The following is a 16,030-nucleotide window of genomic DNA, read 5'->3' as shown; positions in this document are numbered from 1 at the left end:
CCCACGGTCGTCACACGCTAGAGGGACGGTCGCGCCTCGCGCTTCTCGATTACTGACCGCTTTCACCGGCCTTTCCCCGGGCCCGTCCGCCCGGGGTCGGCGCGTCCTTCCGCCGCGGAAAACCGGAGCGGAACCGTCCGGGTGAATCCGTGTCGGCTCCGGGTGTCCGGGTACGCGGTCGGCACCCCCTGAGGATGTGGAGGGAGACATGCAGCGAGGCAGCGACCGGATGAGCGTCCACCGCGACGACGAGATGAAGCACGAACTGCAGGGTCTGCTCAGGTCCGGGCACCCCACCCGCAGCGAGGAGTGGAACGATCCGGAGCCGGCCGCCGAGGACGACCCCGACGTCATGTACGGACCGGTGACGCCGGGCCGCGGGCCGACGTACCTGGAGGCGCTGCGGCTCGAGCTGGCACGGAACCTGACGCGGGCGAGCTTTCCCGCGTCGCCGCGGGAGCTGACCCGCACCCTGCGACGCGGCAACGCGCCGGACGCCCTCGTCGAGAACCTCGAACGGCTGCCGCACAAGGCCCGCTACGACAACGTGCAGGAACTGGCGGTGGCCCTGACCGAGAACGGCGGAACCGGAACGGACGGGCCGCCGGCCAGGTAGCGGACGGCCCTACGACCCCACACGGACCCCACACGCGCGCCGGGCGGCGACACCGGCCGGGGCGCCGCGAAAGGAACCCGAACCCCATGCGCATCGCATTTCTGAGCGCGCCCGAGGGCGTGGAACAGGTGGAGCTGACCGAGCCGTGGCAGGCGGCGAAGGACGCGGGCCACGAGCCGGTGCTGGTCTCCACGCAGTCCGGCGAGATCCAGGGCTTCGACCACCTCGACAAGGCGGACACGTTCCCCGTGGACGAGGTGGTGGGCGACGCCTCGGCCGACTCGTTCGGCGGGCTGGTCCTGCCCGGCGGCGTGGCCAACCCCGACTTCCTGCGGACCGACGAGCAGGCCGTGGCGTTCGTGAAGGCCTTCTTCGACCAGGGCAGGCCGGTGGCCGCCATCTGCCACGCGCCGTGGACGCTGATCGAGGCGGACGTCGTACGCGGCCGGGTCCTGACCTCGTGGCCGAGCCTGCAGACGGACCTGCGCAACGCCGGCGCGACGTGGGTCGACGAGCAGGTGAAGGTCTGCGACCACGGCAACAACGTCCTGGTCACGAGCCGCAAGCCGGACGACCTCAAGGCGTTCTGCGAGACCTACCTCGCGGAGTTCGCCAAGGCGGGCGGCTGAGCGCCGGCGCGGACGACCGAGCCCGGGCCCGGGCCCCCGGTGCGACGCGCCGGGGGCCCGATCGTGCCGGGGCCCGGTCGCGGCGACCGTGACAACGAAACCGTGACAACGAAACCGTGACGGCGACCGCGACAACGACGACACCGACAACCGCGCGCCCAGCGACCGCGGGCCCACAAGTGCTGGGCCCGGCGACGGCGGGCTCGGCGACCGCAGGCCCAGCACTCGTGGGCGCGGCACGCGCGGGCCCGGGCGGCGGGGGGCCAGCACTCCCGGGCCCGGGCCCGGCACCGCGCGGCCCTGGCGGTGGGTTCCGCGGGCGTGCCCGTTCCTACTCACCGGGCGCGGCGGACTGCCCGCAGCCCCGTTCCCGGGCGCCCTCGCGGGTGCGGCCCGCGGCGACCGGGCGCCTGGGGTTGCGGCGCAGCCACTCGCCCTCCAGCCGGGCCATGCGGTCGTTGTGCGCCCGCAGCGCGTCGTTCGACCCGTACAGCAGGGTGTCGTGGCGCGTGCGGTGGATGGTCTCCAGCTCTCTCATCAGCTGCTGGTCGTCCAGGCGGCCGGGATCCACTCCGGTCGTGGTGCCGTCCCGCGTGTCGTGTTCGTTCATGCGGTCCGGGTACCCGCCCCGCAGCACTACCACCCCCGAGCGGCACCCGGGAGGGAGCCATGGATCTCGCGTTTCTGCATCCCCTCTACGAACACCAGGGGCCCTGGGCCTCCGTCTACGTCGATCTCTCCCGGCACACGGAGGACACCCCCCACGAGCGTGAGCTGACGGCCGCCGCGGTGGCCCGGGAGCTGGCGGAGCAGGGCGCGGACGACGCCACCTGCGAGGCGGTGCGGGAGGCGGTGGACGCGCTCCGGCACGCCAGTGACCCGCACGGCCGGGCCCTGTTCGCGCGGGCCGGCGAGGTGGTCCTCGACCCCCGGCTGGCCCGGCCCCCGTACGGCGGGACCACCGCCGACTGGGCGCCGCTGCCCCACGTCACGCCGCTGCTCGACCTGGCCGGGGAGGACCCGGTGTGCGTGGTGGCGTACGTCGACCGCAAGGGGGCCGACTTCGAGCTGCGCAGCGCGCTGGGCAGCTCGGACGCGGGCGGGGTGACGGGCAGGCAGTGGCCGGTGCACCGCACGAGCAGCGTCGACTGGTCGGAGCGCCACTTCCAGCTGCGGGTCGAGAACACCTGGGAGCACAACGCGGCGGAGATCGCGGACGCGCTCGCCGTGTGCCAGGAGGAGACCGGCGCCGACCTGCTGATCCTGGTCGGCGACGACCGGGAGCGGCGTTCCGTGCACGAACGGCTGCCCAAGCGGCTCCAGGGGCGGATCGCCGAGGCCTCGCGCGGCGCGGGCAGCAGGCTGCTGGACGACGAGGTCGAGCGGCTGCGCGACGACCACGTGCGCTCGCGCGCCCAGGAGGACCTCGACCGCTTCCTCGCCGCCCGGTCGCCGGACGACGAGGGCCGGGCCGGCGCCGCGGAGGGCGTGCCCGCGCTGGTCGAGGCGGCCCGTGAGCACCGTATCGACGAGCTGCTGGTCATCCCGGACGCCCCGGACACGCACCGTGAGGTGTGGATCGGCGAGGACGCCGACCAGCTGGCGGTGCGGCGTACGGAGCTGAAGACGCTCGGTGAGCAGCACTCCTGGTCGGCGCGGGCGGACGACGCCCTGCTGCGCTCGGCGGTGACGACCGGTGCCCCCGCGATCTCGGTGACGCCGGTGCTGCCGCCGGAGACCGCCGGCAAGGCGCCGGTGGGCGGCCTGGGGGCGCTGCTGCGCTGGAAGTGATCCCCCGCGCCGGCCCTCGCACGCGCACGGGCGCCCGGGAGTCGCCCGTGGGTCAGCGCGCCCGCTCGACCCGGCGTTCGTCCCAGACCGGCTCCGGCGTCTCACGGACCCGTCCGTCGCTGCCGAACACCAGGTACCGGTCGAAGGAGCGGGCGAACCAGCGGTCGTGGGTGACCGCGAGGACCGTGCCCTCGAAGCCCTCCAGGCCTTCCTGGAGGGCTTCGGCCGACTCCAGGTCGAGGTTGTCGGTCGGCTCGTCCAGGAGCAGGGCGGTGACGCCCTGGAGTTCGAGCAGCAGGATCTGGAAGCGGGCCTGCTGGCCGCCGGAGAGCCGGTCGAAGGCCTGCTCGGCCTGCTGGGTCAGCTCGTAGCGGCGCAGCCGGGACATGGCGGCGCCGCGGTCCTGGGCGTGCTCGGTCCACAGGATGTCCAGGAGGCTGCGGCCGAGCAGTTCGGGGTGGGCGTGGGTCTGGGCGAAGTGGCCGGGCACCACGCGCGCCCCGAGTTTCCACTTCCCGGTGTGCGTGACGTCGTCGCCGGCGAGCAGCCGCAGGAAGTGCGACTTGCCGGAGCCGTTGGAGCCGAGGACCGCGACCCGTTCGCCGTAGAAGACCTCCAGGTCGAAGGGTTTCATCAGGCCGGTCAGTTCCAGCTGTTCGCAGGTGACGGCGCGGACGCCGGTGCGGCCGCCCTTCAGGCGCATCCTGATGTCCTGCTCGCGCGGCGGCTCGGGCGGCGGTCCGGCCTCCTCGAACTTCCGCAGCCTGGTCTGGGCCGCGGCGTAGCGAGAGGCCATCTCGTGGGAGACGGCGGCGGCCTGACGCAGCGTCAGCACGAGCTTCTTGAGCTGTGCGTGCTTCTCGTCCCAGCGCCGCCGCAACTCCTCGAAGCGGGCGAAGCGTTCCCGGCGGGCCTCGTGGAAGGTGGCGAAGCCGCCGCCGTGCACCCAGGCGTCGGCGCCCGCGGGCCCGGGCTCGACGGAGACGATCTTCTGGGCGGAGCGGGCGAGGAGTTCCCGGTCGTGGGAGACGAACAGGACGGTCTTGCGGGTCTCGGCGAGCCGCTCCTCCAGCCAGCGCTTGCCGGGCACGTCCAGGTAGTTGTCCGGCTCGTCGAGCAGCAGCACCTCGTCGGTGCCGCGCAGCAGTGCCTCCAGGACGAGGCGTTTCTGTTCACCGCCGGAGAGGGTGCGCACCTGCCGCCACTGGGCCTTCTCGTACGGCACCCCGAGCGCGGCCGTGGTGCAGATGTCCCACAGGGTCTCCGCCTCGTACCCGCGCGCCTCGGCCCAGTCGGCGAGCGCCTGCGCATACGTCAGCTGGGCGGCCTCGTCGTCGACCGTCACGAGGGCATGCTCGGCGGCGTCGACGGCGCGGGCGGCCTCGCGGATCCTGGGCGGCGCGACGGACACCAGCAGGTCGCGCACGGTCGTCTCGTCGCGTACGGAGCCCACGAACTGGCGCATCACGCCGAGGCCGCCGCCGACGGTGACGGTCCCGGCGTGCGGTTTCAGCTCCCCGGCCAGCAGGCGCAGCAGCGTGGTCTTGCCCGCGCCGTTGGGGCCCACCAGCGCCACGACGGCCCCCTCCCCCACCCGGAAGGAGACGTCGCCGAGGAGCGTCCTCCCGTCGGGAAGGTGGTACTCCAGGTGCGCGGCTTCGAGATGACCCATGGGACCGGATTCTGCGGCTGCGGCCGGGCCGCGGGCAAACTCATTTCGCCCGGCGCCCCCGGCGCCCGCCGTGCCCGTCCCCTCCCTCCGGTGCCCGGCGCCTCCCCCGCGGGCCGGGACGTGCGGCGCGTGACGCGGACCACCGGCAGGTATCGCCGCCCGCTGGGTAGGCGGGGTCCATGAGTCCCGACGTAGACCTCACCGCCGCCACACCCGGACCGCATCCCGTCCGCAACGGATTCCTACGGCTGGACCAGCGGGTGTTCGAGGCCGTCGCCGCGCGCACCTGGCCCGGCGCGGACTCCCTGCTGCCCCGGCTGAGCCGCGGCGCCAACCACGGGGTGCTCTGGTTCGCGGCGGGCGCCGTCCTGGCCGCCTCCCGCACTCCGAGGGCGCGGCGCGCCGCCGCCCGGGGTCTGGCCTCGCTGGGCCTGGCCTCCTTGACGATCAACACCCTCGGCAAGCGCTCGGTCCGCCGGCCCCGGCCGGCACTCGACCCGGTGCCGCTGGTCCGGCAGCTGAAGCGGCAGCCGATCACGACGTCCTTCCCGTCGGGGCACGCCGCGTCGGCGGCCGCGTTCGCGACGGGCGTCGCGCTGGAGTCCCCGGCCTGGGGCGCGGCCATCGCCCCGGTGGCCGCCGCCGTCGCCCTGTCCCGGGTGTACACCGGCGTCCACTTCCCGAGCGACGTGCTGGCCGGTGCGGCGCTCGGCGCGGGGGCCGCGTTCGCCGTACGGGGCATGGTGCCGACGCGCGCCCAGCACGTGCCGCCGGCCCGGCCGCGCGCCGAGGTCCCGGCGCTGCCCGGCGGCGAGGGCCTGGTCATGGTCGCCAACATGGGCTCGGGCAGCTCGGACCGGGTGCGGGCACTGTGCGACGCGCTGCCCGAGGCGGAGGTGGTCGAGTGCGAACCGACTGACGTACAGGCAGAGTTGGAGAAGGCGGCGGGTCACGCCCGGGTGCTGGGCGTGTGCGGCGGCGACGGCACGGTGAACGCGGCGGCCGAGATCGCGCTCCGGCACGGGCTGCCGCTCGCGGTGCTGCCCGGCGGCACCCTCAACCACTTCGCTTACGACCTGGGCGTGGAGGACGCGCGGGACCTGTGCGGGGCGCTGGAGCGGGGCGAGGGGGTGCGGGTGGACGTGGGCCGGTTCGTCTCCGGCGGCCGGCGCGGCGTTTTCCTGAACACCTTCAGCCTCGGCGTGTATCCGGAGCTGGTCCACGAGCGCGAGCGCTTCTCGTCCCGGATCGGCGGCTGGCCGGCCGGGGTGGTGGCGGCCGTACGGGTGCTGCGCGCCGACCGGCACCCGCTGACGGCGGAGGTGCGCGGCCGTCGGCGCCCGCTGTGGATGCTGTTCGCGGGCAACGGCACGTACCACCGCAGGGGTCTGGCCTCGGGTCGGCGACTGGACCTGGCGGACGGGCAGTTGGACGTAAGGGTGGTGCACGGCGGACCCCGGCCCGCGCTGCGGCTGCTCTCGGCGGCCTTCGCCGGACCGCTGACGCGCTCGCCCGCGCACGCGGCGGTGCAGGTGCCGCGGCTGCGTCTGTCGGGCGTGGCACCGGGGACGCTGATGGCCTACGACGGTGAGCTGACCGAGACGGAGGGCGAGCTGACCCTGGAGAAGCTGCCCGAGGCGCTCACGGTCTACCGGCCGCTGCCCGGCGAGGGCCTGCTCTCCTGAGTCCGTTCGGACCCTCTCGGTCCGTCGGGCTCTTCCGGCCTGTCTGTCCATTATTCGATACGGCCGTCTCACCATGCGAGGTGCGGGCGTACGGTGACCGGAGTGTCGGGAGAGCGACCGGGAGAAAGTGATCCGCCATGCGCAAGAAGCCGGACAGGCCCGAGAAACCGGAGAGGCCGCGCGAGACGGCCGTCTACACGCACGGGCACCACGAGTCCGTGCTCCGCTCGCACACCTGGCGCACCGCCGCCAACTCCGCCGCGTACCTGCTCGGCTCGCTGGAGCCGCACATGAGGATCCTGGACGTCGGCTGCGGACCGGGCACCATCACCGCGGACCTGGCGGAGCTGGTGCCGGACGGCCACGTCACGGGTGTCGACCGGGCGCCGGAGATCGTGGCGCGGGCCCGGGCGACAGCCGCCGGACGCGGCCTGGCCAACACCGAGTTCGCGGTGGCGGACGTGCACGCACTGGACTACCCGGACGACACGTTCTGCGTGGTCCACGCCCACCAGGTGCTCCAGCACGTGGGCGACCCGGTCGGGGCCCTGCGCGAGATGCGGCGGGTGACGCGGCCGGACGGGATCGTCGCCGTGCGCGACTCCGACTACGGGGCGATGACCTGGTATCCGGCCTCCGCGGGCATGGACGACTGGCTGGACCTCTACCACCGGGTGGCGCGGGCCAACGGCGGTGAGCCGGACGCCGGGCGCCGGCTGAAGGCGTGGGCGCTGGAGGCGGGGTTCACGGATGTCAGGGCGACCTCCGCGACCTGGACCTTCGCCACCCCCGAGGAACGGGAGTGGTGGAGCGGCCTGTGGGCGGACCGCACCCTGGCGTCGGCGTACGCGGAGCGCGCGACCGGAGGCGGCCATGCCACCACGGAGCAACTGCGGGCTGTCTCGGCCGCCTGGCGCGCATGGGGAAAGCAGCCGGAAAGCTGGTTCAGCGTCCTGCACGGGGAAATTCTGTGCCGAAAGGAAGCCTTTTCCACGCCTGTTCGGTGAATTCCGGGAAACCAGTAGAGCAGGAGGTTATACATCATGGTTCCGCTTCTGCTCGTACTGCTTCTGGCGATCGTCCTTTTCGGCGTCGGATTCGCGGTGAAGGTTCTCTGGTGGATCGCTCTGGCGGTCCTGGTCCTGTGGCTGGTGGGATTCCTGGCCCGCGGGACGAAGACCGGCGGCGGAAGGGGCCGCTGGTACCGGTGGTGAACGACCGCTGGTGAGCGACCGGTGACGAACACCGCGTGACGAGGCTGCTGCCCCGGGAGACTTCACTCCCGGGGCAGCAGCGGTCCCAGCGGCCCGAGGTCCAGGTTCAGGTCCTCGGGCCGCAGTCCGTAGCGGTCGCGCAGCTCGGTCATGCGGTCGTCCAGGAGCATCAGGGTGAGCCCGATGCGCTCCTCCTGCTCCTCGCTCAGGTCACCCTCGTCGACGCGGCGCAGCGCCTGGCGTTCCATGAGCTGGCGCAGCAGCTCGACGACCGTCAGCACCAGTTTGACCAGGTCGCGCTCGACCGTGTCGGGTTCCAGGTCGAGGCGCTTGCGGGGCTCCGGCTGTTCACTCACCGGCTGTTCACTCACGGGCTGTTCACTCACATCGGTCCCCGAACGGTGACGGTACGTTGCGGTTGACCGAGCTGATCAACGCGTTCAGGTCGATCCGGACCAGGTCGACGTCCGCGATGCGCAGCGTGACGTCACCGGTGATGACGACGCCGCCGGCCAGCAGCCGGTCGAGCAGGTCCACGAGGGCGATCTCGCGGCGTTCGACGACGGTCATGATCCCTCCCCCGCATTCTTTTCCTCTTCTCCGGCGAATGAATAGGCTGCCCAGGGTCCTGTGAGTTCCACGCGGATTCCCGGGGCGTCGTCCTTCGTCCGGTCCACTCTTTCGACGAATTCCTCGGAGGCGTCGCGGCGCACCAGATACGCGGCATTGAGCACGTTCCGCCCGGCGGCACCGGAGAGGCGGGGGTTCTGCGGTGCGTGCAGCCGGGCGTCGTCGGCCCGGTCGGACAGCGTGCGGTGCAGGTCCGTGGCGAACTCCTCGGCCCGGCTCCACAGGTCGTCGTCCGCCCTGGACTGCCGGCGCCGCTGCCGCAGGTAGTCCCGGCCGGAGGCGGGCTTCGGCTCGGGCCGCGCGGGTTCCGCCGCCTGTTCGGGCCCTTCGACGTACACCTTCATGCCCCACTCCACCCGCCCGTCCAACCGGTCGAGCGTGCACCCGAAAGCTTCTGCGCGCTCCTCCAGCATGAGGCGTACGCCGCTGTCGTCCCGGAAGACGGTGGCCAGCCGCAGCGGCAGCGGGGTGGTGACCGCGGTGAGCGCGTCGACGACCTGCTGGTGGGCGCGTGCGGTGCCGGTCAGCCAGTCCAGGTCCTCCAGGTGGTCGTGCAGCGCCTCCTCGTTGAAGTCCGCCTCGGGCACCCGGCTGACGACGGCGACCAGGTCCCCGTGCGCCAGCAGCCGCGGCGGGTCGCCCGACACCCCGGTGAGCTGGGCCTGGAGGGGCGTGTCGAAGGGGCGGCAGACGGCGTAGACGTAGCGCAGCGCGGTCACGGCGCCTCCCTCGGTACGCGGCCCGGGTCCAGTTCACGCAGGCGTTCCCGCAACGCGGCGTTCTCCCGGGTCAGTTCGTCCTGCCGGGCGCGGGAGGAGAGAGCGGGATCGCTCTCCCACCAGTCGATGCCCATCTCCTTGGCCTTGTCCACGGAGGCGACGACGAGCCGCAGCTTGATGGTCAGCAGCTCGATGTCGAGCAGGTTGATCCGGATGTCGCCGGCGATGACGACACCCTTGTCGAGCACCCGCTCCAGGATGTCCGCGAGGTTGGCGCTCTGCCCCTGGCCGTAGGGGTCGGGCAGCCGGCCGGGAGTGGTCATCGACGCCTCCCGCCCTCGGCGCCCTCGTACTCCTCACGGGGCGCCTCCTCGTCCTCGTACTCGTCCTCGCCGGTTTCCTTCTCCTCCTCGTACTGGTCCTCCGGCTGCTCCTCGGCGTACTCCGGCTCCTCGTCGTACTCGTCCTCGGGCTCCTCGTCGTACTCGTCCTCGGGGCCGTCGTCGTACTCCCCCTCGGCTTCGTCGTGCTGCTCCTGCCCGGGCTGCCGCTCCTCCTCTTCCGCGACCGCGTCCTCGTGGCTGCGGACGACCTCGCCGTCGCGGATCTCACCGCGCCAGCCGTCGTCGGCCTCGCCCTTGAGGGTGATGTGGCGGACGTAGTTCTTCAGGTCGAGGCGGGCCCGGCGGCCCTGGGCGCGCCAGATGTTGCCGGTCTTCTCGAACAGTCCCTTGGGGTAGTACTCGACGACCAGGACCACACGGGTCAGGCTGTCGGCGAGCCGGTGAAAGCTGACGACGCCCTTGGTGGAGCCCTTGGCGCCCTCCGAGGTCCAGGAGATCCGGTCGTCCGGCACCTGCTCGGTGGTCGTCGCCTTCCAGCTGCGGTTGGACCAGAACACCTTCAGCTGCCAGTCGGAGGACGTGTCGTCGGCGCGGTTCGCGCTCTTGACGCCCTTGGCGAAGGTGCTGAAGTCCTGGTACTGGGTCCACTGGTCGTAGGCGGTGCGCAGCGGTACGCCGACGTCGACGTACTCGATGATCACCGTCGGCTTCTGACCGCCGCCGCCCTTCTTCCTGCCCTTGCCGCCGGTGAGGTTCTTGAATGCGCCGACGACGTTGTCCTTCACCTTGCCGGCGCCGACCTCGAAGGCGGCCCGCACCGGGCCCTTGCCCTCGGCGAGCTTGCGTCCGCCGTCGAGGGCGAGCTTGCCGAGTCCGGGGCTGTTGCCCTCGGCGATGTCGTTGAGCTTGCCGGTGGTCTCGCCGAGCTTGGTGCCGACGCCGGTCAGCAGCCGGGTGGCCTGGGCAGCCAGGTAGTCCTGGACCTCCGCCTTGAGGCGGTCGGCGGCCTCGCTCTGCGCGACGTCGGCCAGCGGGTTGTGCTTCGCGGCCTTGCCTGCCGTGGAGGCCGCGGAACCGAGTGCGCCGGTCATCGTTCACCACCGCCCTTCGACGGCCGGGCCCCGGCCGTCTTCCTGCCGGCTGCCTTCTTGACGGGCTGGGCCCGCTTCGTCGCGGTCTTCTTCGCGGGGGCGGCGGTCTTCCTGGCCGGCGTCTTCTTCGCGGGGGCCTTCCCGGCCGCCCTGCGCGCGGCGGGCGCGGCCTTCTTCGCGGGCCGCCGCTCCTCCGGTTCCTGCTCGGCGCGCTCGTCCCGGTCGTCACGCTCACCGCTCTCGTCCCGGTCGTCGCGCTCGGCGCGCTCGTCTTGGTCGTCCCGGTCGTCGTCGTGTTCCGCGTACTCCTCCGAGTCCTCCGAGGCCTCGGAGTCGCGGGAACCGACGCCCGGCGCCTTCGACGCCACGCCGGAGAGCTGGTCGCGCACCTCGGCGGTGCGGCCGTGCAGCCGGTCGGCGAGCGCGTCGATCTGCCGCTCGACCATGGCGCCCGAGGCGGCCTTTCCGACACCCCTCAGGTCGGTCCGCAGCTGGTCCCCGATCTCCTTGAACTGCGGGTTGTTCTCCAGGTGGCCCGAGACCAGCTCGGCGACGCCCTTCGGAGTCAGGTTCAGCTTCTTCCCGGCCACCATCGTGCCCACGGCGACCGCGAGTTTCAGTTTCCTCGTGCGTCCCAGCAGATATCCGGCCCCTATCGCGAGGCCCATTCCGACTCGGTTCATGGTGCCGTACCGTTGCCCAATCCCGCGCTCGTGCGCGTTGCGATCTCCAGTCGGTCCAGCAGCGCGTCCTCCTGCCGGTCGAACTCTTCCCCGGTGATCTCTCCGGCCTCCAGCTGCTCTTCCAGACGGGCCAGTCCGGCCCGGATCGTGGCGGGGTCGTAGTAGATGCGCTCCGCCTCCCGCAGTACCTGCCCGATGGCCCAGCCGCTGCCGCGCACCGGTGCGAACGGCAGCAGCAGGACCTCGGAGATCAGTCCCACGTCGTCACCCCGCTCCCGCGTCCGTGCCACCGGCCGCGGTGCCCGCGGGCTCGGCCGGGCCGGGCTCGACGAAGCTGTACGGCGGCAGCGGTCCGTTCACCCGCACGTCCAGGTGCGGCAGCCGCCCGCGGGCCTGCTCCACGGCCGTCAGGAACCGCTCGGCCGACTCCCGCTTCACCAGGAACGACACGTTGGCCAGCCAGCCGGTGGACTCGGGACCCACGCTCACCGCGTCGGCCTCCTTCTCCAGGGCCCGTTCCAGCACGGTGGCGTCCTCGGCCTCCTTGCCCTTGACGGCCGCGGCGACCAGCTCGCCGAGCTGGATCTTGCTCTCGTAACTCCCGCCCCCCGCCTGCCGGTTGGACTCGGCCAGGGCGCGTATCTCGGGGTTCTCGGCCATCACGTGGTGCAGTACGGCCTCTTCGACGTGGGTGGCCTTGATGTTGTACTCGACCCGCCCCTCCAGCGCGCCCAGGCGTTCCGCGTAGTGCTCGGCCCGCTCGGCCAGCACCCCGGCGACGGCCTTGTCGTCGGGGGCGACGCTGCCGAACCGCATGGGCAGCACGCAGCCCTCCTCGCCGATCCCGCTCAGCACGTTCTGGTGGGCGAGCAGCTCCCTGCGCTTGGGGCGCAGCCCCTCGGGCGCGTCGCTGACGACCGCCGCGAGTGCGCCCTCCTTGAGGACGCGCACCTCGCGGGGAGGGTCGCCGACTCCGCCGGTGCCCTCGGGGAGCGAGGGGTGCGTGGCGGCGGTGATGCCGTAGACGTACGTACTCACTCCTGCTCCTCCTTCCGGCGCGAGGGCGCGGCCTTGCGGGCACGCGGACGCGAGGCCGGCTCGCGCTCACGCTCGGAGCCGCCCTCGTCACGGGCCTGCTTGAACGCGTCGGAGATGGTCTCGGCGGCGCCGGACAGCGCCCCCTTGGACTTGCCGCGGGCGCCGGACTCGGTCATCTCGCCGACCAGGTCGGGCAGGCCCGGGTCCTTGCGCGGCCCGGCCTCCAGGTCGAGCCGGTTGCACGCCTCGGCGAAGCGCAGATACGTGTCCACGCTGGCGACGACGACGCGTACGTCGATCTTCAGGATCTCGATGCCGACCAGGGAGACACGCACGAAGGCGTCGATGACGAGCCCCCTGTCCAGAACAAGCTCAAGCACGTCGTAGAGGCCGCTGGTGCCGCCTCCGCCGCCGGTCTGTTGTGCCGGTACGACAGTCATGCCTGCTGTTCCTCCATCTTGTCGTCAGTGGATGTGTTCGATGTCCTCGGTGCGTTCTGCGGGTGTGTTCGGTGTGCGCGGACCCGCGGTCCGGCCTAGCGGCCGCCGCGCGCGTCGGCGCGGCCGCGCTCGTAGCGGCGTACGCGCCGGTAGCCCGTGAGCTGCCCCTCGGTGTCCAGCTCCACCTGGTAGCTCGCCATCAGGCTCATGGTGTCCGGCACCCGCTCGAGCTCGAGCACCTCGACCTCCAGGGCCCAGCCCTCCTCCGTCTGCTCGAAGGACGACACGGACTCGGCGGTCATACCGGTGAGCTCGGCAAGCTGGGCGCGCGCCTCACGCAGCACCTCCATCGGCTTGCGACGGCGCGGCTCCTGTGACTGCTGTGCTTGGTGTGAGGGCTGTGACTTCCGTGAACTCTGTTGTGAGCCTTGCGATTCGGGCGTGTTCTTCGTGTTCGACATGGCCACCTCGTCACTCGGGTGGCCGTATGTGTGTTCGCCAAACCTCGCGCGGTCGTGCGGGACCGCACGCGCGCGGCGGGGCTCACGCCAGTACTCCTGAGTACGCGTGCGGCGGGGGTACTCCCGTACGCGTGGCCGGCTCAGTCGCGCAGGGCGTTCAGGCGCCGTCCGGCCGGGCCCAGGGACCGGGCGCGGCTCATGATCCCGGCCCAGGGCCGGGTGCGGGCCTGCTCGACGGCGTTCTCGATGGTCCAGCGCCGCGCGTGCAGAGCGGGGTCGTCCAGCTGGTCCCAGGAGACGGGGGTCGCCACGGGCGCGCCGGGCCGGGCGCGGACGGTGAAGGGCGCGACCGCGGTCTGGGCGTAGGCGTTGCGCTGGATGTCGAGGTAGAGCCGGTCGCCGCGGTCCTTCTTGCGGGCCGCGGTGGTCAGCCGGTCGGGGTGCGCGGCGGCCAGTACGTCGGCGACGTTCCGGGCGAACTCCCGTACGGCGCCGAAGTCCTGATGCGGCGTCAGGGGAACGACGACGTGCAGGCCGCGGGAGCCGGTGGTCATCAGGGCCGACGGCAGCCTCAGCTCGTCGAGCAGTCCGCCCAGCAGCCGGGCGGCCGACCGGACCTGCTCGAAGTCGTCGCCGGACGGGTCGAGGTCGAAGACCATCCGGTCCGGCCGGTCGGCCTTCCCCGTCCGCGACAGCCAGCGGTGCAGGGTGAGGGCGGCCTGGTCGGCGAGGTACAGGAGGGTGGCGGAGTCGCCGCAGACCGTGTGGCAGACGGTGCCGCCCTCCTTGCCGACCTCGACGCGCTCGATCCAGTCCGGATAGTGCTCCGGGGTGTTCTTCTGCATGAACTGCGGGCCGTCGACGCCGTCCGGGTGCCGTTCCAGCATCAGCGGGCGGCCCCGCAGGTGCGGCAGCATGAACGGGGCGACGGCCCGGTAGTAGTCGACGAGGTCGCCCTTGGTGTACTCCTCGTACTCCTCGGTGTGCTCCTGCCCCTCCCCGGCACCCGCCGGGAAGAGCACCTTGTCCGGCCGGTGGACCTCCACCGTGTGCGGGCCGGCCCGCACGGTCCGGGTGCCCCCTGCGCTCACGGCACGATCGCCTGCTCCACCAGCATCCGTCCGGCCGCCGCGACGGACTCGGCGTCGATCCCGGCGCCGTGCAGTTCCTCGGCGGGAGTGGCGGAGCCCGGCATCGTCCGGACCGCGAGCCGCACCAGCCGCGGCACGGGCCGCCCGTCCGAGAACGCGTCGAGGACGGCGTCGCCGATGCCGCCCTCGCGGCGGTGGTCCTCGACGGTCAGCAGGCAGCCGGTGTCCTCGGCGGCCCGGCGCAGGGTCTCGCGGTCGACCGGCTTGACCGAGTACAGGTCGATCACCCGGACCTGGATCCCCTCGCCGGCCAGGGTGTCGGCCGCGGCCAGCGCCTCGTGCAGGGTGACACCGGCGGCGACGACCGTCAGCCGGTCCTCGTCCGAGGAGCGCAGGACCTTGCTGCCGCCGACCGGGAACTCCTCCTCGGGGCCGTAGATCACCTTGCTCCCGCCGCGCGAGGTGCGCAGGTAGCGGATGCCCTCCAGCTCCGCCATCTCGGCGACGAGGTGCGCGGCCTGGTTGGCGTCGCACGGGTACAGCACGGTCGAGCCGTGGATCGCCCGCATCATCGCGAGGTCCTCCAGACCCATCTGGCTGGGCCCGTCCTGGCCGATGGCGACGCCCGCGTGGGAGCCGACGAGGTTGATGCCGGAGCCGCTGATCGAGGCCATCCGCACGAAATCGTAGGCGCGGGTCAGGAACGCGGCGAACGTCGTGGCGAACGGCACCCGGCCGCGCGCCGCCAACCCCACCGCCGCGGCGACCATCTGCTGCTCGGCGATGTAGCACTCGAAGTAGCGCTCGGGGTGCTCCTTGGCGAAGAACTCGGCCCGGGTGGAGTCGCCGACCTCGCCGTCCAGGGCGACGACGTCTCCGCGGGCGGTCCCGAGTGCGGCCAGCGCCTCGCCGAACGCGTTGCGCGTGGCCACCTCGTCGCCCACCTCGTAGCGGGGCAGCTCGATCCGGCCGGTGCCCGCGGAGTGCGGCGCCGGCGCGTCCTCCGGCTCGTGCACGCGGACCCGGATGTCGCGCCTGCCGCCGAGTTCCGCGATGGCGTCCTCCGCCTCGGGCAGCGGTTTGCCGTGCTGTCCCTCGCGGTTCTCGACGGCCTCGACGCCCTTGCCCTTGAGGGTCCGGGCGATGATCGCGGTGGGCTGGCCCCTGGTGGACAGGGCCTCGCCGTAGGCGCGGTCGACGGCGTCGACGTCGTGGCCGTCGACCTCGATGGTGTGCCAGTCGAAGGCGTGGAAGCGGCGCGCGTACGCGTCGAGGTCGTGGCCGTGCCGGGTGGGGCCGCGCTGGCCGAGCCGGTTGACGTCGACGATCACGACGAGGTTGTCGAGGTGCTCGTGCCCGGCGTGTTCCGCGGCCTCCCACACCGAACCCTCGGCCATCTCGCTGTCGCCGCACAGCACCCACACCCGGTAGCCGGTGTGGTCGAGCCGCTTGCCGGCCAGCGCGATGCCGACCCCCACGGGCAGCCCCTGTCCGAGGGAGCCGGTGGCCGTCTCGACCCACGGCAGCCGCTGGGGCGTGGGGTGACCCTCCAGCCGGCTGCCCAGCTTGCGGAAGGTCAGCAGTTCCTCGTCGTCGATGGCACCGGCCGCCTTGTAGGCGGAGTACAGCAGGGGCGAGGCGTGTCCCTTGGACAGCACGAAGCGGTCGTTGCCGGGGTGGGCGGGGCGCTCGAAGTCGTAGCGGAGGTGGTTGGCCAGCAGTACGGCCATCAGGTCCGCGGCGGACATGGAGGACGTCGGGTGCCCGGAGCCCGCGGCGGTGGACGCCCGTACGCTGTCGACGCGCAACTGCTGTCCGAGGTCGACGAGTTCATCGGTGTTCATGAGTCTCCTTCCGCGGCCCGGCGGTCGGTGCGCCTGACGGGGCCGGGGGCGATGTCGGGTCCGGGGGGCGGCTGGTCGGCCG

Annotated in this window: 20 protein-coding genes; 6 read left to right on the top strand and 14 right to left on the bottom strand. The window is 72.7% G+C overall.

Translation table 11 applies throughout. The features are described 5' to 3' along the window. The first annotated feature begins 208 nt into the window (after nucleotides 1-208). Complete coding sequence (locus tag HZS56_RS24555) at nucleotides 209-616, top strand: DUF2795 domain-containing protein (protein ID WP_216722954.1); 408 nt, start codon at nucleotides 209-211, stop codon at nucleotides 614-616. 86 nt (nucleotides 617-702) lie between these two features. Further along, nucleotides 703-1,245 (top strand): type 1 glutamine amidotransferase domain-containing protein, encoded by a 543-nt coding sequence (locus HZS56_RS24550; RefSeq protein ID WP_216722953.1) that lies wholly within the window; start codon nucleotides 703-705, stop codon nucleotides 1,243-1,245. A 331-nt stretch (nucleotides 1,246-1,576) separates the two neighbouring features. On the opposite strand, the gene HZS56_RS24545 is transcribed toward HZS56_RS24550, so the two are convergent. Beyond that, entirely contained in the window at nucleotides 1,577-1,855 is a 279-nt protein-coding gene (locus HZS56_RS24545; protein WP_216722952.1) for a DUF6158 family protein, read from the bottom strand. Nucleotides 1,856-1,914: 59 nt separating this feature from the next. Between HZS56_RS24545 and HZS56_RS24540 the strand changes: the two genes are divergently transcribed. Then, nucleotides 1,915-3,036 (top strand): baeRF2 domain-containing protein, encoded by a 1,122-nt coding sequence (locus tag HZS56_RS24540; protein ID WP_216722951.1) that lies wholly within the window; start codon nucleotides 1,915-1,917, stop codon nucleotides 3,034-3,036. A 52-nt stretch (nucleotides 3,037-3,088) separates the two neighbouring features. Here HZS56_RS24540 and HZS56_RS24535 read toward each other — a convergent pair whose 3' ends face one another. Further along, nucleotides 3,089-4,708: an ATP-binding cassette domain-containing protein gene (locus tag HZS56_RS24535; RefSeq protein WP_216722950.1), complete on the bottom strand. Its 1,620-nt coding sequence runs from the start codon at nucleotides 4,706-4,708 to the stop codon at nucleotides 3,089-3,091. Between the two features lie 179 nt (nucleotides 4,709-4,887). On the opposite strand from HZS56_RS24535, the gene HZS56_RS24530 reads away from it, so the two are divergent. The 3 genes from HZS56_RS24530 to HZS56_RS24520 all read left to right on the top strand — a co-directional run bounded on the left by HZS56_RS24530 (nucleotide 4,888) and on the right by HZS56_RS24520 (nucleotide 7,607). Continuing rightward, nucleotides 4,888-6,393, top strand: coding sequence for a bifunctional phosphatase PAP2/diacylglycerol kinase family protein (locus tag HZS56_RS24530; RefSeq protein ID WP_216722949.1), 1,506 nt, complete (start codon nucleotides 4,888-4,890; stop codon nucleotides 6,391-6,393). 137 nt (nucleotides 6,394-6,530) lie between these two features. Then, complete coding sequence (locus HZS56_RS24525; RefSeq protein WP_216722948.1) at nucleotides 6,531-7,400, top strand: methyltransferase domain-containing protein; 870 nt, start codon at nucleotides 6,531-6,533, stop codon at nucleotides 7,398-7,400. A 36-nt stretch (nucleotides 7,401-7,436) separates the two neighbouring features. Further along, nucleotides 7,437-7,607, top strand: a complete 171-nt coding sequence (locus HZS56_RS24520) for a hydrophobic protein (protein ID WP_216722947.1) — start codon at nucleotides 7,437-7,439, stop codon at nucleotides 7,605-7,607. A 62-nt stretch (nucleotides 7,608-7,669) separates the two neighbouring features. Here the strand turns inward: HZS56_RS24520 and HZS56_RS24515 are convergent, their stop codons facing one another. The 12 genes from HZS56_RS24515 to HZS56_RS24460 all read right to left on the bottom strand — a co-directional run bounded on the left by HZS56_RS24515 (nucleotide 7,670) and on the right by HZS56_RS24460 (nucleotide 15,948). After that, complete coding sequence (locus HZS56_RS24515) at nucleotides 7,670-7,963, bottom strand: gas vesicle protein K (RefSeq protein WP_216722946.1); 294 nt, start codon at nucleotides 7,961-7,963, stop codon at nucleotides 7,670-7,672. A gap of 22 nt (nucleotides 7,964-7,985) precedes the next feature. Beyond that, complete coding sequence (locus HZS56_RS24510; protein ID WP_216722945.1) at nucleotides 7,986-8,177, bottom strand: gas vesicle protein; 192 nt, start codon at nucleotides 8,175-8,177, stop codon at nucleotides 7,986-7,988. Continuing rightward, nucleotides 8,174-8,956: a GvpL/GvpF family gas vesicle protein gene (locus tag HZS56_RS24505; protein ID WP_216722944.1), complete on the bottom strand. Its 783-nt coding sequence runs from the start codon at nucleotides 8,954-8,956 to the stop codon at nucleotides 8,174-8,176. Before HZS56_RS24505 ends, HZS56_RS24510 begins: the two co-directional genes overlap by 4 nt. Then, the gene (locus tag HZS56_RS24500; RefSeq protein WP_216722943.1) at nucleotides 8,953-9,279 is read right to left on the bottom strand and encodes a gas vesicle protein; all 327 of its coding nucleotides are present in this window, start codon (nucleotides 9,277-9,279) and stop codon (nucleotides 8,953-8,955) included. The genes HZS56_RS24505 and HZS56_RS24500 overlap by 4 nt, the downstream gene beginning before the upstream one ends. Continuing rightward, complete coding sequence (locus HZS56_RS24495; protein ID WP_216722942.1) at nucleotides 9,276-10,391, bottom strand: SRPBCC family protein; 1,116 nt, start codon at nucleotides 10,389-10,391, stop codon at nucleotides 9,276-9,278. The genes HZS56_RS24500 and HZS56_RS24495 overlap by 4 nt, the downstream gene beginning before the upstream one ends. After that, entirely contained in the window at nucleotides 10,388-11,074 is a 687-nt protein-coding gene (locus HZS56_RS24490) for a DNA primase (RefSeq protein ID WP_216722941.1), read from the bottom strand. Before HZS56_RS24490 ends, HZS56_RS24495 begins: the two co-directional genes overlap by 4 nt. After that, a complete protein-coding gene (locus HZS56_RS24485; protein ID WP_216722940.1) occupies nucleotides 11,071-11,334 on the bottom strand; it encodes a gas vesicle protein GvpG in 264 nt (87 codons plus the stop codon). Before HZS56_RS24485 ends, HZS56_RS24490 begins: the two co-directional genes overlap by 4 nt. A gap of 4 nt (nucleotides 11,335-11,338) precedes the next feature. Beyond that, on the bottom strand, nucleotides 11,339-12,112 hold the full coding sequence (locus HZS56_RS24480; RefSeq protein ID WP_216722939.1) for a GvpL/GvpF family gas vesicle protein: 774 nt from the start codon (nucleotides 12,110-12,112) through the stop codon (nucleotides 11,339-11,341). Beyond that, on the bottom strand, nucleotides 12,109-12,552 hold the full coding sequence (locus HZS56_RS24475; RefSeq protein ID WP_216722938.1) for a gas vesicle structural protein GvpA: 444 nt from the start codon (nucleotides 12,550-12,552) through the stop codon (nucleotides 12,109-12,111). The genes HZS56_RS24480 and HZS56_RS24475 overlap by 4 nt, the downstream gene beginning before the upstream one ends. Nucleotides 12,553-12,647: 95 nt before the next feature. Beyond that, the gene (locus tag HZS56_RS24470) at nucleotides 12,648-13,013 is read right to left on the bottom strand and encodes a gas vesicle protein GvpO (protein WP_216722937.1); all 366 of its coding nucleotides are present in this window, start codon (nucleotides 13,011-13,013) and stop codon (nucleotides 12,648-12,650) included. 140 nt (nucleotides 13,014-13,153) lie between these two features. Continuing rightward, nucleotides 13,154-14,104 carry a non-homologous end-joining DNA ligase gene (ligD, locus tag HZS56_RS24465; protein WP_216722936.1) on the bottom strand — a complete coding sequence of 317 codons (951 nt, stop codon included), beginning with the start codon at nucleotides 14,102-14,104 and terminating at the stop codon, nucleotides 13,154-13,156. Then, nucleotides 14,101-15,948, bottom strand: coding sequence for a transketolase (locus HZS56_RS24460; protein ID WP_216722935.1), 1,848 nt, complete (start codon nucleotides 15,946-15,948; stop codon nucleotides 14,101-14,103). The genes ligD and HZS56_RS24460 overlap by 4 nt, the downstream gene beginning before the upstream one ends. Nucleotides 15,949-16,030 lie beyond the last annotated feature (82 nt).

This window comes from Streptomyces mayonensis (genome assembly GCF_018982965.1).
GTDB classification, from domain to species: domain Bacteria; phylum Actinomycetota; class Actinomycetes; order Streptomycetales; family Streptomycetaceae; genus Streptomyces; species Streptomyces mayonensis.
This window is presented reverse-complemented; position numbering and strand designations above follow the sequence as displayed.

Bases quoted from the DNA above. Each gene is read 5' to 3' on its own strand.
- HZS56_RS24555 (WP_216722954.1), top strand. From the start codon at position 209: ATGCAGCGAGGCAGCGACCGGATGAGCGTCCACCGCGACGACGAGATG.
- HZS56_RS24550 (WP_216722953.1), top strand. From the start codon at position 703: ATGCGCATCGCATTTCTGAGCGCGCCCGAGGGCGTGGAACAGGTGGAG.
- HZS56_RS24545 (WP_216722952.1), bottom strand. From the start codon at position 1,855: ATGAACGAACACGACACGCGGGACGGCACCACGACCGGAGTGGATCCC.
- HZS56_RS24540 (WP_216722951.1), top strand. From the start codon at position 1,915: ATGGATCTCGCGTTTCTGCATCCCCTCTACGAACACCAGGGGCCCTGG.
- HZS56_RS24535 (WP_216722950.1), bottom strand. From the start codon at position 4,708: ATGGGTCATCTCGAAGCCGCGCACCTGGAGTACCACCTTCCCGACGGG.
- HZS56_RS24530 (WP_216722949.1), top strand. From the start codon at position 4,888: ATGAGTCCCGACGTAGACCTCACCGCCGCCACACCCGGACCGCATCCC.
- HZS56_RS24525 (WP_216722948.1), top strand. From the start codon at position 6,531: ATGCGCAAGAAGCCGGACAGGCCCGAGAAACCGGAGAGGCCGCGCGAG.
- HZS56_RS24520 (WP_216722947.1), top strand. From the start codon at position 7,437: ATGGTTCCGCTTCTGCTCGTACTGCTTCTGGCGATCGTCCTTTTCGGC.
- HZS56_RS24510 (WP_216722945.1), bottom strand. From the start codon at position 8,177: ATGACCGTCGTCGAACGCCGCGAGATCGCCCTCGTGGACCTGCTCGAC.
- HZS56_RS24500 (WP_216722943.1), bottom strand. From the start codon at position 9,279: ATGACCACTCCCGGCCGGCTGCCCGACCCCTACGGCCAGGGGCAGAGC.
- HZS56_RS24495 (WP_216722942.1), bottom strand. From the start codon at position 10,391: ATGACCGGCGCACTCGGTTCCGCGGCCTCCACGGCAGGCAAGGCCGCG.
- HZS56_RS24490 (WP_216722941.1), bottom strand. From the start codon at position 11,074: ATGAACCGAGTCGGAATGGGCCTCGCGATAGGGGCCGGATATCTGCTG.
- HZS56_RS24475 (WP_216722938.1), bottom strand. From the start codon at position 12,552: ATGACTGTCGTACCGGCACAACAGACCGGCGGCGGAGGCGGCACCAGC.
- HZS56_RS24470 (WP_216722937.1), bottom strand. From the start codon at position 13,013: ATGTCGAACACGAAGAACACGCCCGAATCGCAAGGCTCACAACAGAGT.
- HZS56_RS24460 (WP_216722935.1), bottom strand. From the start codon at position 15,948: ATGAACACCGATGAACTCGTCGACCTCGGACAGCAGTTGCGCGTCGAC.